We start from the raw sequence: 14,418 nt of genomic DNA, 5'->3' as shown, positions 1-14,418 counted from the left end.
GCGTGTGACAGGGGTACTGATCGGGTGATTGTTCAGAGGCAGAGCGGCGTCGCGTTGTGGCGGCAGATAGCCGACCGTATCCGCACGGCGATCGCAAACGGCGATTACGATGCGACCGGCAAGGTGCCGCCGGAGATCTCGCTGGCGGCGGAGTTCGGCGTGAACCGCCATACGGTGAGAAGCGCGCTGGCAGCGCTGGCGCAGGAGGGCATTGTGCGGGCCGTTCAGGGACGGGGAACGCTGATCGAGCGCAAGGAGCGGCTGAACTTCCCGATTTCCAGGCGAACCCGGTTCAGCGAGGGCATCGGTGATCAGGCGAAAGAAAAGGAAGGTCTGCTGCTGGCGGCGTCCGAGGAATCGGCGACACCGGACCTGGCGTCGCGCCTGCAGCTTGCGGTCGGCGCTGCCGTGATCCGGCTTGAAACCCTGCGCAAAGCGGATCGCCGTCCGGTATCACGGGCAACCGCCTGGTTCCCGGCCGATCGCTTTTCAGGGATCGCCGACGCCTATCGCGACAGCGGCTCCATCACCGCAGCCTTCGCGGCAATCGGCCTGACCGACTATCTCCGCGTCTCGACCGAGGTTACGGCGGTCCACGCCGAAAGCGCCGACCTTGCAGATCTGGAATTGTCGCCGGGTGCGATCTTGCTGGTAACGCGCGCACTGAACGCCGATCCGGAAGGCGTGCCCGTGCAGTATGCGATCAGCCGTTTCCCGGCCGACATGGTGCAGTTCACGATCGAGAACTGACAAATGCAAACGCCGGCCCGCATTGTCCATGCGAGCCGGCGCGATCTTGAAGACTTGGCGCGTATTAATGCGCGGCGGACATGTCGCCCAGAACCTTCTTCGAAGCGACGGTCGAATCCGCGTTCAGTACGTAGACCATCGGCACGCCGGTCGCGAGGTTGAGCTTGAGGATCTCTTCCTTGCTGAGACGGTCGAGAACCATCACCAGCGAGCGCAGCGAATTGCCATGGGCAGCAACAAGCACCTTTTCGCCTCGCAGCACGCGCGGCAGGATCTCGGTCATGTAATAGGGCCATACCCGGGCACCGGTGTCGCGCAGGCTCTCGCCGCCTGGCGGCGGGATGTCGTAGGAACGGCGCCAGATATGCACCTGTTCCTCGCCCCACTTGGCGCGCGCATCGTCCTTGTTGAGGCCGGAGAGATCGCCGTAGTCGCGCTCGTTCAGGGCCTGGTCGCGGATGGTTTCAAGGTCGGTCTGGCCGAGCTTGTCGAGCACGATCTTCAGCGTATCCTGCGCGCGCTTGAGGTCGGAGGTGAAGGCGATATCGAACTTGATGCCGGTATCGGCAAGCGCCTGGCCGCCGGTCTCGGCTTCCTGAATGCCGAGCGGAGTAAGCTCGGGATCCTTCCAGCCGGTGAAAAGGTTCTTCAGGTTCCAGTCGCTCTGGCCGTGGCGAACGAGGACGAGTGTACCGCTCATGAATTGAATTCCTCCGATAGTGTCAAGAAAGCCCGAGAACGTCGAGCATGGAATAGAAACCCGGCTTTTCGTCGCGCGCCCAGACGGCCGCAGTCACCGCGCCGCGCGCGAAGATCGAGCGGTCGCGGGCACTGTGCGACAGCGTCACCAGCTCACCTTCGCCGGCAAGGATGACCGAATGATCGCCGACCACCGATCCGCCGCGAAGGGTCGCAAAGCCGATCGTGCCGGCAGGGCGAGGGCCGGTATGGCCGTCGCGCACCCGCACCGACTGCCTGGCAAGATCGATGCCGCGACCAGCAGCCGCTGCCTCGCCAAGCAGCAGCGCGGTGCCGGATGGCGCATCCACCTTGTGCTTGTGGTGCATCTCGACGATTTCGATATCCCAGCCGATAGCCGGAAGCGCTTTCGCTGCATCCCTGGTCAGAACGCCGAGCAGGTTGACGCCAAGGCTCATATTCCCGGATTTGACGACCCTTGCATGCCGGGCGGCAGCCTCGATTTTTTCCTCGTGCTCCGGTCCGCAGCCGGTCGTGCCGATCACATGCACGATGCGCGCCTGTGCGGCGAGCCCGGCAAACGTCACGCTTGCTGCGGGTGCCGTGAAATCCAGAACGCCATCGGCGTCGAGAAACGCCTTCAGGGGATCGGTGGTGACGATGACGCCAAGCGGCCCGGTTCCGGCAAGATCACCGGCATCCTTGCCGACGAAAGCTGAGCCTTCCCGTTCGATTGCGGCATGAAGCGTGACGCCGTCGGTCTCGTGGATGATCCGGATCAGGGCCTGGCCCATACGGCCTGCCGCGCCAACCACTACAAGCTTCATGTCGTTTGCGGCCATGGGCGACGGGTTTCCTAGAGAGTTTACGAAAAATCTTTGACGGGCAGTTGCAGGTTGTTGAGGCGAGCGTAGAGCCCGTCCTTGCGCTGCGCAAGAACCTCATGCGTGCCTTCTTCCATCACCCGGCCTTCGTGCATCACGATGATCTTGTCAGCCTTTACGACGGTCGAAAGCCGATGCGCGATGACGATGACGGTGCGTCCGCGCATGGCGGTATCGAGCGCCTTCTGAACGGCGGCCTCGGACTCGTTGTCGAGCGCAGACGTTGCTTCGTCGAGCAGCAGGATCGGCGCATTTCGCACCAGTGCGCGGGCAATCGAAAGCCGCTGCCGCTGACCGCCGGACAGGCTCATGCCGTTTTCGCCGACAGGCGTTTCGTAACCGAGCGGCTGCGCCAGGATAAAGTCGTGGGCATAGGCAAGTCTTGCTGCCTCTTCGACTTCGGCATCCGTCGCTTCCGGCCGGCCGTAGCGGATGTTGTCGCGGATCGTGCCTTCAAACAGGTAGGGCTGCTGCGAGACATAGGCGAGCTGATGGCGCAGCGACGACTTGGTGACCTCGGCAATGTTTTGACCGTCGATCAGGATGGCACCTTCCGCCGGGTCGTAGAAACGCGGAATGAGGCTGATGATGGTCGACTTGCCGGCGCCCGATGGTCCGACGAGCGCCGTGGTCTGGCCGCCTTCGGCCACAAGATCGACACCGCGCAGGATGGGGCTGCCGGTCCCATAGGAGAACACGACGTTCTTCAGTTCGACGCGCGCCTTGTCGACGACGAGATCCTTGGCACCGGCCATTTCCCGCTGTGCCGGCTGCATATCGAGAAGGGCATAAATCATCTGCGCGTTGACGACGGCACGGTCGAGCTGCACCTGCAGCTTGGCCAGCCGTCGTGCCGGGTCATAGGCCATCAGCAGCGCGGTGACGAAGGCAAAGAAGGCGCCGGGCGGCACGTTGTCATAGATCGAGCGGAACGCGGCATAGGCCAGCACGCTGGAGATCGCAAAGCCGGCAAAGGTTTCGGTCAGCGGCGACGTGCGCTCCGACAGACGGGCGATACGGTTGGCGCGGCCTTCTGCCGCTTTGATGATGCGGCTCACCTTGCTGTCGAGTTCGCCTTCCATCGTGAAAGCTTTGACCACGGCGATGCCCTGGATGGTTTCCTGCATGGCGCCAAGCACGCGGCTGTTCTGTTCAACAGCCTCTCTTGTGGCGGCGCGAAGGCGCTTGGAAACGTAGCGCAGCGCATAAAGAAGCGGCGGTGCGACCGCAAAGACGATGAGCGACAGGACCCAGTCCTTCGTCACCATCACCCCGATCAGCGCGACCAGCGTCAGGAGATCGCGCGCCGTGGAGGTGACCGTCAGGTTGAGGACGTCACGAACGCCGTTGATGTTCTGGCTGATCTGGGCTGCAAGATGGGCGGATCGAGCTTCGGCAAAGAAGCCGACCGACAGCGACATCAGGTGCGAGTAGATCCGGCGTTGATAACGGGCGACGATATTGTTGCCGATCTTCGACAGCGTCACGGCCTGGCCGTAGGTGGCAAAGCCGCGCAGCACGAAGGCGGCAAGGATCGATCCGCAGATCAGCCAGACGATATCCGCCCGCTTGTTGGCGAACGCCTCGTTGACGACCTTTTCCATGATCCACGCCGTGAAGGCTGTCGAAAGGGCGACCATGACAAGGCAGGATATTGCAAACGCGTAGGATCGCACGTGATCCCGGCCATTCTCGGCGATCACCCGCTTGAGCACGCTCACGATGGTGACGGAATCCACGTGGCGCTTCTTGTCTTTTGCGGCGTTCAATAGGGCGTTCCCGTTTCGGCGTCATGCCGGAGTATATTTCCGAAGGCGCTATTAAACGCTTGGGCAGGCTTTTGCCAGCCAATCGCGGGTGATTCCATCGCGCTGTTGCATTCGGGCACGTCGGCCCGGCGCAACTACCGCTGCCAGCAACGGCCTTCCAGCGCAATTCCGTAGGTCGCAGGCGAGCGCGCAAAGCTGGCGAGACCGGCAAGGGCCGCCTGCGGATGCGTGACGACGAAGGTCGGAATGGTCTTCATCAGCTCGTTGTGCGGCGCCTTGTCTTCGAACTCTTCACGAAACTCGGGCTTCTTCAATGCATCAAGGATCCGCGGCGAGATGCCGCCACCGAGGAAGACGCCGCCGCGTGCCATGAAGATGAGCGCGAGGTCACCGGCAAGGCGACCGAGATAGCGAACGAAAAGCTCAATCGTTTCCGCCGCCTGCGGGTTTTCGCCGGAAAGTCCCTGTTCGGTCACTTCGGGCGGAGCGTCCAGGCTCGGGGCAATGCCATCGGCAGCACAAACGGCGTTGTAGATGTTGAGAAGACCGCGGCCGGAAATGATTTCTTCGGCCGACACCCGGCCGTCGATGCGACGCAGATGCGGGAAGATCTCGAAATCCCGCTTCGAACGCGGACCGATATCCACGTGCCCACCTTCGCCGGGAACCGGGAACCAGGTGTTACGGGCATGGACAAGCCCTGCAACGCCAAGACCTGTCCCGGGACCCAAGACAACGCGCGATGCCTCGGTCGCTTCGGCGATCGGACCAATCGGCTGGCGATCAGCCGCAGACAGCGAAGCGACGGCCAATGCCTGCGCCTCGAAATCGTTGAGCACGAGAACCGTATCGAAGCCAAGTTCGCCGATCATCTTTTTCGGACGCACGATCCAGTCGCAGTTGGTGAGGTCGATCTCGTCCCCGTCGATCGGGCCGGCAACCGCAAGGATCGCGCTGCGTGGCTTGTGCACGGAGTTCTTCAGGACGACATCTGCGATCGCATCGTCGATCGTCTCATAATCTGCCGTCTGCACATGCGGGAACTGATCCGGCGCACTCGTTGCATCAACGAGGATGGAGAAGCGGGCATTGGTGCCGCCGATATCGCCGATCAGGATCGGGAAGGCGAATGTGTGCGGTTGCACTTCAGCCATGGCGAATTCTCTCCTCCTACTGGAAATCAACAAGCTTTTCGGCCGTGGCGCGGTTGAGCGCCATCGGAATATCGTAGACGGTCGCAAGCCGGGTCAACGCCTTGACGTCGACGTCATGGGGAAGGGCACTCAGCGGATCGATGAAGAAGATCAGCATGCCCACTTCGCCGGTGGCGATCATCGCGCCGATCTGCTGGTCCCCGCCAAGCGGCCCGCTTTTCAGGCGGGTGACATCGAGATTGGGAGCGGCTTCAAGAACGCGGCCACCGGTCGTGCCGGTCGCGACGATACGGAAGCGGGACAGCGCCGCCTGATGCCGGCGCGCAAATTCCGCCATCTCGTCCTTCTTCAGGTCGTGGGCAATAAGCGCGATGCAGGGAAGCGTCGACATGGAATTCCTCTGCAAAGCCGTAGATCGGATTGCTGGCGATTGATGCTGGCCTTCTAGCCTGCCTCCGGCGGGAAGAAAAGATGGTCCCGACGGAATCCCGGTCAGCGGGAAGGGCGCGGGCTCGGCAGCGGAACGTCGGAGCCCGGGCCGGGCATCTCGCCGTCCGTCATCGTATCCAGACTGCTGGCCGCGGCAGGAAGCGGTACCGATGGCGAGTAGGCCATCCCGCCGCCCTGGCCACCGCCCTGGAAAGTCGCGTCCTGCTCGGAGCGCGAGGGGGCGCTAAGAACCGCAGCGCAGGCCTTGGGAAGATTGGACAGCATCACCTGGCGCGGCTTCACCGGCTTCTTGTTCGGATCCGCCGGCTTCGGCGGTGCCCAGGGCTCCTTGGTAAACCACCAGGCAAGCGCCTTGCTGTTGCAGTCGTCGGTGGAAGGCGTCGATGCCTGGCGTTCGCAGCCGGCAGCGCCCGGCGGGCAGTTCATGCGGATGTGGAAGTGTTCGTCATGGCCATAGACCGGCCGCACCTTGCCAAGCAGGCTCCGGTCGCCGGTCCAGGTCTCGCACAGCTTTTTCTTGATTGCCGGATTGACGAAAACGCGCTGCACCTGCGGATAGCTGGCAGCCTGCATTACCAGACGGGCATGGGTCGGGCTCCAGCGGCGGCTGTCGACGGTCAGGAACTTGCTCTTGTCCAGCATCGAGGTGAACGGAATGTCTTCGCGCTGGGCCGGCGAAAGCGGCCGCTGCGGCTTCGGCGTGAACCAGATGTCGGCATCGAGCCCGATCTGGTGCGAGGCATGGCCGCTTGGCATCGGGCCACCACGCGGCATCGAGATATCACCGACCAGAATGCCCGTGCCCCAGCCGAGACCGGCCGCATCGCGTGAGAACTGCTCGAGCAGGGAGATCATCGCCGGATTGCCCCAGCGGCGATTGCGCGAAAGGCGCATCGCCTGCCAGGTCGGCCCGTCCGTCGGCAAGGCCACGGCGCCGGACTGGCAGCCCTTGGCATAAAAGCCGAGCGGTTCGGCATCGCCCCGGTTGGGCAGTTTCACGGAACCGAACAGCTGTTTGGCAGTCCTTTCCTCCTGGGCGAACGTAGGTTCGGAAATCGCACCGCAAAACAAAGCGGCAGCAGCCAGGCCCAGAATGGTCTTAGAAATCGGTCTCATGCACATCCGCCGCAAATCAAATCAGTCCTTCTTCTACCGTGAAATGCGATTTTGTTGAAATGGAGATCGCATTCGCTGCGAGATTGCGCGGATAAATCGCTTGTGACCTCCGCTGCCTGTCTTTTGCTGTTATTTGCCCTATGCTTCACTGCAACACGAATGACAAAGGGATGTTGCATGGGCTTGGCTTGGTGGAAGATGGGTTTTGTAACCGTGGCAGCCGTCGCGGTCATTGGCACATCCGTTGCGGCACAGGATGCAGGCACCAGGTGGCGGCATGGTGTCGCCGTCATCGGCGATCTTGCTCTGCCCCCAGATTTCAAGCAACTGCCCTATGTGGATCTCAACGCTCCGAAGGCAGGCGAACTGCGTCTGGCGGATGAGGGGACGTTCGACAACCTCAACCCGGCGATAGACCGCGGAGCTTCCGCAGCCGGTGTCGGTATGATTTACGACACGCTGATGAAACGGTCCGAGGACGAGGTCTTCAGCACCTATGGTCTCCTGGCCGAAGCGGTGTCTTATCCGGAGAACATGTCGACTGCTACGTTCAGGCTGCGAGCGGAAGCGACATGGGCTGACGGTCAGCCGGTCACGCCGGAGGACGTTATCTTCAGCATGGCGAAGCTCAAGGAGCTGAGTGCCATGTATTCCGGCTATTATCGCCATGTCGCAAGCGTCGAGAAGACCGGCGACCGCGAAGTAACCTTCCGGTTTGACCAGGAAAACAATCGCGAGCTGCCATCTATCGTCGGTGACTTCCCCATCCTCCCGAAACATTGGTGGGAAGGCAAGGATGCGGCCGGCAAGCAACGCGACATTTCCCGCACGACGCTTGAGCCCACGATGGCGTCCGGGCCCTACAAGATCGCTTCGGTGCAGCCCGGATCCGCCATCCGCTTCGAACTGCGCGACGACTACTGGGGTAAAGACCTGCCCATCAACCTCGGCCAGAATAATTTCAGGACCGTCAGCTACACCTATTTCTCCGATGCCGATGTCGAGTTCGAGGCTTTCCGAGCCGGCACGATCGATTACCGGCAGGAAAACAGTTCCAGCCGGTGGGTCACCCGCTATGATTTCGACGCTGTGAAGGACGGGCGCATCAAAAAGGAAGCGCTCGCCAATCCATTCAGGGCAAGCGGCATCATGCAGGCGCTCGTGCCGAATGGCCGGCGCGATATGTTCAAGGACGCGAGGGTCCGTGAGGCACTGAATTACGCGCTCGATTTTGAAGATTTGAACAAGAACCTCGCCTTTGGTGGTCTCAAGCGTGTCGATAGTTTCTTCTGGGGAACCGAACTTGCTTCGTCCGGTCTGCCGCAGGGACGCGAGCTTGAGATCCTGAACGAAGTGAAGGACCAGGTTCCCCCATCGGTCTTCACCACCCCGTTTACAAATCCGGTCGGTGGCGACCCCAACAAGGTTCGTGACAATCTGCGCAAGGCAATCAGCCTTTTCAAAGAGGCGGGCTGGGAGTTGAAAGGCAACCGGATGGTCAATGCCAAAACCGGACAGTCGATGAGTTTCGAGATCCTGCTCGGCAGCGCCTCGCTGGAGCGTACCGTCAATCCCTTCGTGGCAAGTCTGAAAAAGATCGGGGTGGAGGCACGGCTTCGCACCGTTGATTCCTCGCAGTATATCAATCGAACCCGCAGCTTCGATTACGACATGATCTGGAACGTATGGGGACAATCGATGAACCCCGGCAACGAACAGGCGGATTACTGGGGATCGGAGTCGGTCGATCGCAATGGCTCGCGCAACTTTGCCGGCATCGCCGATCCGGCAGTCGATACCCTGATCAAGAAAATCGTCTTCGCGCCGAACCGTGACGACCAGGTGGCTGCGGTCAAGGCGATGGATCGCGTGTTGCTGGCAAAACGTTACGTGGTTCCGCTCTTCTACTCCGGCGAAGCCAAGGTCGCCTACTGGAACCGGATCACCCATCCGGCAAAGCTGCCGGAATATGGTATCGGCTTCCCCTCGACATGGTCGTCGACCGCGGCCAAGAAGTGATCATAGAAACTGACGGGCTTGCGCGGCTTCTGCGCACCTGTTCCAAATGACCCGATTGATTCGCACCTACGATGAGGATTGCCGTTTGACCCCTGCGCCGGATTTCGGTGATGCGAGAGCAGTCCCAGCAGACGTGCGAAGCGGACGTGCGTCCGGAGTTTTGTCCGGCATCGGGCCGCAGCCGCAAAGCAGGGTGCTCTGATGGGCGCCTATATTCTTCGTCGCCTGCTGCTGATGATCCCGACGCTGGTCGGCATCATGGCAATCTCCTTCCTTGTCGTGCAGTTCGCGCCCGGCGGGCCTGTCGAGCAGATCATTGCGCAGGTTCAGGGACAGGATAGTGGCGACCGCCTTTCGGGCGGCGGTGGCGATCTCATGGGCCAGGGTGGCGGTGGCGATGAATCGCGTTATCGCGGCGCCCAGGGGCTCGATCCGGAATTCATCAAGAAGCTTGAGCAGCAATTCGGTTTCGACAAGCCGCCGCTCACCCGCTTCCTCGACATGATGTGGAACTATGCGCGCTTTGATTTCGGCGAAAGCTTCTTCCGCAACACGTCCGTGATCGACCTGATCATCGACAAGCTGCCGGTGTCGATCTCGCTCGGGTTCTGGATTCTGATCGTGTCCTATCTGATCTCGATCCCGCTCGGCATCCGCAAGGCGGTCAAGGATGGCTCGACCTTTGATGTCTGGACGTCGGGCATCGTCATCGTCGGTTATGCGGTTCCGGGCTTCCTGTTCGGCATCCTGTTGATCGTGATGTTCGCGGGCGGATCGTTTCTCGACTGGTTTCCCTTGCGCGGTCTCGTTTCGGATAATTTCGACGAACTCACCTGGTGGCAGAAGATCATCGACTATTTCTGGCACCTGACCCTGCCGCTGATCGCGCTGTCGCTATCGGCCTTCGCCACGACGACGCTTCTGACCAAGAATTCCTTTATCGACGAGATCAAGAAACAGTATGTCACGACCGCCCGGGCCAAAGGTCTCAACGAGCGGCAGGTTCTCTATGGCCACGTCTTCCGCAACGCCATGCTGATCGTCATCGCCGGTTTCCCGAGCGCCTTTATCTCGGCCTTCTTCACAGGCTCGCTGCTGATTGAAAACATCTTCTCGCTAGATGGGCTCGGCCGCCTCGGTTACCTCTCCATCATCAACCGCGATTATCCGATCGTGTTCGGCACGCTCTACATCTTCTCGCTGATGGGACTGGTCGTGAGCCTGATCTCCGACCTCGTCTATACCTGGATCGATCCGCGCATCGATTTCGAGCGGAGGGACGTGTGATGCAGACACCTGCCGTGACACCGTCCGAGACAATCCCCGTAAAGCGCCCGCTGATGTCGCCGACCAATCGACGACGGCTGGCCAATTTCCGTGCCAACAAGCGCGGCTTCTGGTCGTTCTGGATCTTCATGGTCCTGTTCGTTCTGGCGCTGTCCGCCGAGTTGATCGCCAACGACCGGCCGATCATTGCGTCCTACAAGGGCGAAATCCTCTATCCGGTCCTGATTGATTATCCCGAAGAGAAATTCGGCGGCTTCCTCGCCACGACCGATTACCGCTCCGACTTCATCCAGCAGGAAATCGAGGCCAATGGCTGGATGATCTGGCCGCCGATCCGCTATTCCTATCAGACGGTGAATTCGCAGATCCCTCACTCGGCTCCCACGAAACCCTTCTGGCTGATGTCCGCAGAGGAACGCTGCAAGGCGTATCCGCAAGGAGCGCAGGATCCCAATTGCAGCCTCGGCAATCTCAACTGGCTCGGCACGGATGACCAGGCGCGCGATGTCATGGCGCGGATGATCTACGGTTTCCGTCTTTCCGTCCTGTTCGGCCTGGCGCTCACCATCTGTTCGGCCGTCATCGGCGTGACCTCAGGCGCCATTCAGGGCTATTTCGGCGGCTGGGTCGATCTCCTGATGCAGCGCTTCATCGAAATATGGTCGTCGATGCCGGTGCTCTATATCCTGCTGATCATCGCCGCCATTCTGCCGCCGGGCTTCTTCGTGCTGCTCGGCATCATGCTATTGTTCTCTTGGGTAGGCTTTGTCGGCGTCGTCAGGGCGGAATTCCTGCGCGCCCGCAATTTCGAATATGTGCGGGCCGCCCGCGCCCTGGGGGTCGGCAATGCCACGATCATGTATCGGCACCTTTTGCCGAACGCGATGGTCGCAACCCTGACCTTCCTTCCCTTCATCCTGTCGGGCTCGATTGCGACACTGACCTCGCTCGATTTTCTGGGCCTCGGCATGCCGGCCGGATCGCCGTCGCTCGGTGAAATGATCGCCCAGGGCAAGAACAACCTTCAGGCGCCATGGCTCGGCCTCACGGCCTTCTTCACGATGTCGATCATGATGTCGCTGCTGATCTTCATCGGCGAGGCGGTGCGCGATGCCTTCGATCCGAGAAAGACGTTTGGGTGAAACCATGACCGAACCGCTTCTTTCCGTTCGCGATCTCTCCGTCGCCTTTCACCAAGGCGGCGCAACGACGCTTGCCGTCGATAAGGTGTCGTTCGACATAAACCCCGGCGAGGTTCTGGCGCTTGTCGGCGAGTCCGGATCCGGCAAGTCGGTAACCGCCAATTCCATCCTCAAGCTCCTGTCATATCCGGCGGCAAGCCATCCTTCCGGCGAGATCCTGTTTGATGGCCGCGATCTCCTCCAGGCATCGGAGCCGGACCTGCGCCGAGTGCGCGGCAACGACATCACGATGATCTTTCAAGAGCCGATGACCTCGCTCAATCCGCTTCACACGATCGAGAAGCAGATCGGCGAGATCCTCGACCTGCATCAGGGCGTCTCCGGCCAGACGGCGCGGGATCGTACGTTGGAACTGCTGAACCAGGTCGGTATCCGCGATCCGGAAAAGCGCCTACAGGCCTATCCGCACGAGCTTTCGGGCGGCCAGCGCCAGCGCGTGATGATCGCCATGGCGCTTGCCAACCGGCCGAAACTCTTGATCGCCGACGAACCGACCACGGCGCTCGACGTCACGGTGCAGGCACAGATCCTCGATCTGTTGCGCGCGCTGAAGGGCGAGCACGGCATGTCGATGCTGTTCATCACCCACGATCTCGGCATCGTCCGCAAATTCGCCGATCGCGTCTGCGTCATGACCAAGGGCAAGATTGTCGAGGCCGGCAGCGTCGAGGACGTCTTTACCAAGCCGCAGCACCCTTATACCCAGCACCTCCTGGCGTCCGAACCGCGCGGCGAACCGCCGGTCGTTGATCCCAAGAGCCCTGTCGTAATGGAAGGCAAGGACATCCGTGTATGGTTCCCGGTCAAGGCCGGCTTCCTGCGCAGGGTTGTCGATCACGTCAAGGCGGTCGACGGCGTCGACCTGACGCTGCGCGCCGGGGAAACGCTAGGCGTCGTCGGCGAATCCGGGTCCGGCAAGACGACGCTGGGCCTGGCGCTCGCACGGCTGATTTCGTCGGAAGGCCGCATCGTCTTCATCGGCAACGATATCGGCAACTATTCCTTCAAGCAGATGCGCCCGTTCCGCGACAGGCTGCAGGTCGTGTTTCAGGATCCGTTCGGTTCGCTTAGCCCGCGCATGCCGGTCGGCGAAATCATTGCCGAAGGTCTCAAGGTCCATGAGAGCCAGCTTTCGGCCGATGAGCGGGATGCCCGCGTCGTCTGGGCGCTTGGCGAAGTCGGGCTCGATCCGGCCACGCGCTGGCGTTACCCGCATGAATTCTCCGGCGGCCAGCGGCAGCGTATCGCGATTGCCCGCGCCATGGTGCTGAAGCCACGCTTCGTCATGCTCGACGAACCCACATCGGCGCTCGACATGACCGTGCAGGCGCAGGTCGTTGATCTCCTGCGCGACCTGCAGAAAAAGCACAACCTCGCCTACCTCTTCATCAGCCATGACCTGAAGGTGGTAAAGGCGCTCGCCAACCACGTCATCGTCATGCGGCTCGGCAAAGTGGTCGAAGAGGGCCCGGCCGATCAGATTTTCCGGGCGCCCCGCGAGGATTATACGCGCGCCCTGATGGCCGCCGCCTTCAACCTGGAAGCCGTCGAAGCCGGCGCCATCAACCAGTAATCTCAAACTCCGGGAATAAGTCATGTCCGAAAAAGGCGCGGTCGTCATCGATCTGAAGTTCGAGCAGCGTGAAATGCACGCGGCCCTCGAGGGAGCGTTCCCTGGGCGAACCGTCCTGCATGCTGCAGACAAGTCGGCGGATCTGTCACAGGCGCGCTATGCGGTCATGTGGAAGCCGGATGTCGATCTCTTCCAGCGCGCGCCGAACCTCGACGTGCTCTTTTCCGGCGGCGCCGGCGTCGATTCCATCCTCGCCACACCCGGACTGCCGGATCGCCCGATCGTCCGCTTCGTCGATCAGAGCCTGACGACACGCATGAGCGAATGGGTTGTCTTGCAGGCGCTGAGCCATCTGCGACAGATGCCGACCTATCTTGCCCAGCAGCGTCGCAGCGAGTGGCGCGAACTGGCCCAGCCGGAGGCAAAGGACCTGACGGTCGGCGTGATGGGTCTTGGCAAGCTCGGTCTCGATTCCGTCGCCAAGCTCAAGGTCATGGACTTCAACGTCGTCGGCTGGTCGCGCAGTGCCAAGGTGATCGAGGGCGTCGAGACGTTCGATGCCGATGGTCTAAATGCATTTCTCGGTCGAACCGATATCCTCGTCGGCCTCCTGCCGCTGACGCCGGAGACCCGCGGCCTGTTCGATTCGTCGCTGTTTGCGAAACTCCGTCAAGGCGGCGCTCTTGGCAAACCGGTCTTCATCAACGCCGGCCGCGGCGGCAGCCAGGTCGAGGCCGATCTCGTGTCGGCGCTCGAGAGTGGCATGCTGGGTGGAGCGTCGCTGGATGTCTTCGAACAGGAGCCGTTGTCGAAGGAGAGCCCTTTCTGGTCCATGGACAACGTCATCGTGACGCCGCACGCAGCCTCCGCATCGGATATCCGCGCGCTGTTTCGCAATGCCGAGGTGCAGATGCAGCGGTTCGAAGCCGGTGAGGCACTGCAGCACGTCGTGGACCGCACAGCCGGCTATTAGCCCCTGTTCCCAATCCCGCGGGGCCTCAACGGAACCATTCGCACCAACCCGCGGTTTAGCTGGCATGGACCGGCGTGACGACGATGATGCCGGCAATGGAGGAGTGATCATGAACACCCGTTTCGATGCCGACAAACCCACACCGAACGTTTCGCGCGGCACAAGTTCCAACCCGAACGGCGCACCGGTTCAGGAAACTGCGACCGAAGCGCGGCAGGGTTCCTACGGCAAGCCGATGCTGATCGTGCTGGTTTGCGGTCTCGTTCTTGCGGTCGTCGCCTGGAGCGGCGCCGAGTGGTGGGGCGAATCGACAGATGCTCCGACGGAGCAGACCGCCACGCCACCGGCTGGTAGCACGACACCTGGCAACTCCACCGGCGCAGCACCCAGCAACGCACCGGTCACCCAGCCGCAGGCCCCGACAACCAATGATCGTCCCTCTGGAAATCCATGATTGGCCCGTCTCGTTCGGCCGCGATCACGCGGCCGAATTGCGTTCTGGACTTGCCAAGTCATTTGCCGATAAGACTTTGCCCGGGATT

13 protein-coding genes are annotated in these 14,418 nt (G+C 61.5%); 7 read left to right on the top strand and 6 right to left on the bottom strand.

Going from position 1 to position 14,418, the window contains the following annotated elements; translation table 11 throughout:
• Positions 1 to 24: 24 nt before the first annotated feature.
• On the top strand, positions 25 to 750 hold the full coding sequence (phnF, locus tag BLW69_RS18125; protein WP_092663933.1) for a phosphonate metabolism transcriptional regulator PhnF: 726 nt from the start codon (positions 25 to 27) through the stop codon (positions 748 to 750).
• Between the two features lie 64 nt (positions 751 to 814).
• On the opposite strand, the gene BLW69_RS18120 is transcribed toward phnF, so the two are convergent.
• The 6 genes from BLW69_RS18120 to mepA all read right to left on the bottom strand — a co-directional run bounded on the left by BLW69_RS18120 (position 815) and on the right by mepA (position 6,822).
• On the bottom strand, positions 815 to 1,450 hold the full coding sequence (locus BLW69_RS18120) for a 2,3-bisphosphoglycerate-dependent phosphoglycerate mutase (protein WP_062454154.1): 636 nt from the start codon (positions 1,448 to 1,450) through the stop codon (positions 815 to 817).
• 22 nt (positions 1,451 to 1,472) lie between these two features.
• A complete protein-coding gene (gene dapB, locus BLW69_RS18115) occupies positions 1,473 to 2,291 on the bottom strand; it encodes a 4-hydroxy-tetrahydrodipicolinate reductase (protein ID WP_092663931.1) in 819 nt (272 codons plus the stop codon).
• 23 nt (positions 2,292 to 2,314) lie between these two features.
• Complete coding sequence (locus tag BLW69_RS18110; protein WP_092663929.1) at positions 2,315 to 4,102, bottom strand: ABC transporter ATP-binding protein; 1,788 nt, start codon at positions 4,100 to 4,102, stop codon at positions 2,315 to 2,317.
• Positions 4,103 to 4,236: 134 nt separating this feature from the next.
• Positions 4,237 to 5,256: a glucokinase gene (locus tag BLW69_RS18105; RefSeq protein WP_092663927.1), complete on the bottom strand. Its 1,020-nt coding sequence runs from the start codon at positions 5,254 to 5,256 to the stop codon at positions 4,237 to 4,239.
• Positions 5,257 to 5,272: 16 nt separating this feature from the next.
• On the bottom strand, positions 5,273 to 5,647 hold the full coding sequence (locus tag BLW69_RS18100) for a methylglyoxal synthase (RefSeq protein WP_092663925.1): 375 nt from the start codon (positions 5,645 to 5,647) through the stop codon (positions 5,273 to 5,275).
• A 101-nt stretch (positions 5,648 to 5,748) separates the two neighbouring features.
• Positions 5,749 to 6,822: a penicillin-insensitive murein endopeptidase gene (mepA, locus tag BLW69_RS18095; protein WP_092663923.1), complete on the bottom strand. Its 1,074-nt coding sequence runs from the start codon at positions 6,820 to 6,822 to the stop codon at positions 5,749 to 5,751.
• Positions 6,823 to 6,999: 177 nt separating this feature from the next.
• Between mepA and BLW69_RS18090 the strand changes: the two genes are divergently transcribed.
• The 6 genes from BLW69_RS18090 (at position 7,000) to BLW69_RS18065 (ending at position 14,330) form a co-directional block, all read left to right on the top strand.
• Entirely contained in the window at positions 7,000 to 8,841 is a 1,842-nt protein-coding gene (locus BLW69_RS18090; RefSeq protein WP_092663921.1) for an extracellular solute-binding protein, read from the top strand.
• A gap of 201 nt (positions 8,842 to 9,042) precedes the next feature.
• Positions 9,043 to 10,128 (top strand): microcin C ABC transporter permease YejB, encoded by a 1,086-nt coding sequence (locus BLW69_RS18085; RefSeq protein WP_092663919.1) that lies wholly within the window; start codon positions 9,043 to 9,045, stop codon positions 10,126 to 10,128.
• Complete coding sequence (locus BLW69_RS18080) at positions 10,128 to 11,270, top strand: ABC transporter permease (RefSeq protein WP_092663917.1); 1,143 nt, start codon at positions 10,128 to 10,130, stop codon at positions 11,268 to 11,270. The genes BLW69_RS18085 and BLW69_RS18080 overlap by 1 nt, the downstream gene beginning before the upstream one ends.
• Positions 11,271 to 11,274: 4 nt before the next feature.
• Positions 11,275 to 12,903: an ABC transporter ATP-binding protein gene (locus BLW69_RS18075; protein ID WP_092664137.1), complete on the top strand. Its 1,629-nt coding sequence runs from the start codon at positions 11,275 to 11,277 to the stop codon at positions 12,901 to 12,903.
• Between the two features lie 22 nt (positions 12,904 to 12,925).
• Positions 12,926 to 13,876 (top strand): 2-hydroxyacid dehydrogenase, encoded by a 951-nt coding sequence (locus BLW69_RS18070; protein ID WP_092663915.1) that lies wholly within the window; start codon positions 12,926 to 12,928, stop codon positions 13,874 to 13,876.
• Between the two features lie 109 nt (positions 13,877 to 13,985).
• Positions 13,986 to 14,330, top strand: a complete 345-nt coding sequence (locus BLW69_RS18065) for a hypothetical protein (RefSeq protein ID WP_139283899.1) — start codon at positions 13,986 to 13,988, stop codon at positions 14,328 to 14,330.
• The last annotated feature ends 88 nt before the right edge of the window (positions 14,331 to 14,418 follow it).

The sequence above is a fragment of the Rhizobium sp. NFR12 genome (genome assembly GCF_900108545.1).
Taxonomy (GTDB): Bacteria; Pseudomonadota; Alphaproteobacteria; order Rhizobiales; family Rhizobiaceae; genus Neorhizobium; species Neorhizobium soli.
Note: the sequence above shows the minus strand (reverse complement) of the source record. Positions and strands in the feature narration are given on the sequence as shown.

Excerpts from the sequence above, each read along its gene's own strand:
- dapB (WP_092663931.1), bottom strand. The coding sequence starts at position 2,291 with ATGGCCGCAAACGACATGAAGCTTGTAGTGGTTGGCGCGGCAGGCCGT.
- BLW69_RS18075 (WP_092664137.1), top strand. The coding sequence starts at position 11,275 with ATGACCGAACCGCTTCTTTCCGTTCGCGATCTCTCCGTCGCCTTTCAC.
- BLW69_RS18090 (WP_092663921.1), top strand. The coding sequence starts at position 7,000 with ATGGGCTTGGCTTGGTGGAAGATGGGTTTTGTAACCGTGGCAGCCGTC.
- BLW69_RS18080 (WP_092663917.1), top strand. The coding sequence starts at position 10,128 with ATGCAGACACCTGCCGTGACACCGTCCGAGACAATCCCCGTAAAGCGC.
- BLW69_RS18065 (WP_139283899.1), top strand. The coding sequence starts at position 13,986 with ATGAACACCCGTTTCGATGCCGACAAACCCACACCGAACGTTTCGCGC.
- BLW69_RS18070 (WP_092663915.1), top strand. The coding sequence starts at position 12,926 with ATGTCCGAAAAAGGCGCGGTCGTCATCGATCTGAAGTTCGAGCAGCGT.
- BLW69_RS18105 (WP_092663927.1), bottom strand. The coding sequence starts at position 5,256 with ATGGCTGAAGTGCAACCGCACACATTCGCCTTCCCGATCCTGATCGGC.
- BLW69_RS18120 (WP_062454154.1), bottom strand. The coding sequence starts at position 1,450 with ATGAGCGGTACACTCGTCCTCGTTCGCCACGGCCAGAGCGACTGGAAC.
- mepA (WP_092663923.1), bottom strand. The coding sequence starts at position 6,822 with ATGAGACCGATTTCTAAGACCATTCTGGGCCTGGCTGCTGCCGCTTTG.
- BLW69_RS18100 (WP_092663925.1), bottom strand. The coding sequence starts at position 5,647 with ATGTCGACGCTTCCCTGCATCGCGCTTATTGCCCACGACCTGAAGAAG.
- BLW69_RS18085 (WP_092663919.1), top strand. The coding sequence starts at position 9,043 with ATGGGCGCCTATATTCTTCGTCGCCTGCTGCTGATGATCCCGACGCTG.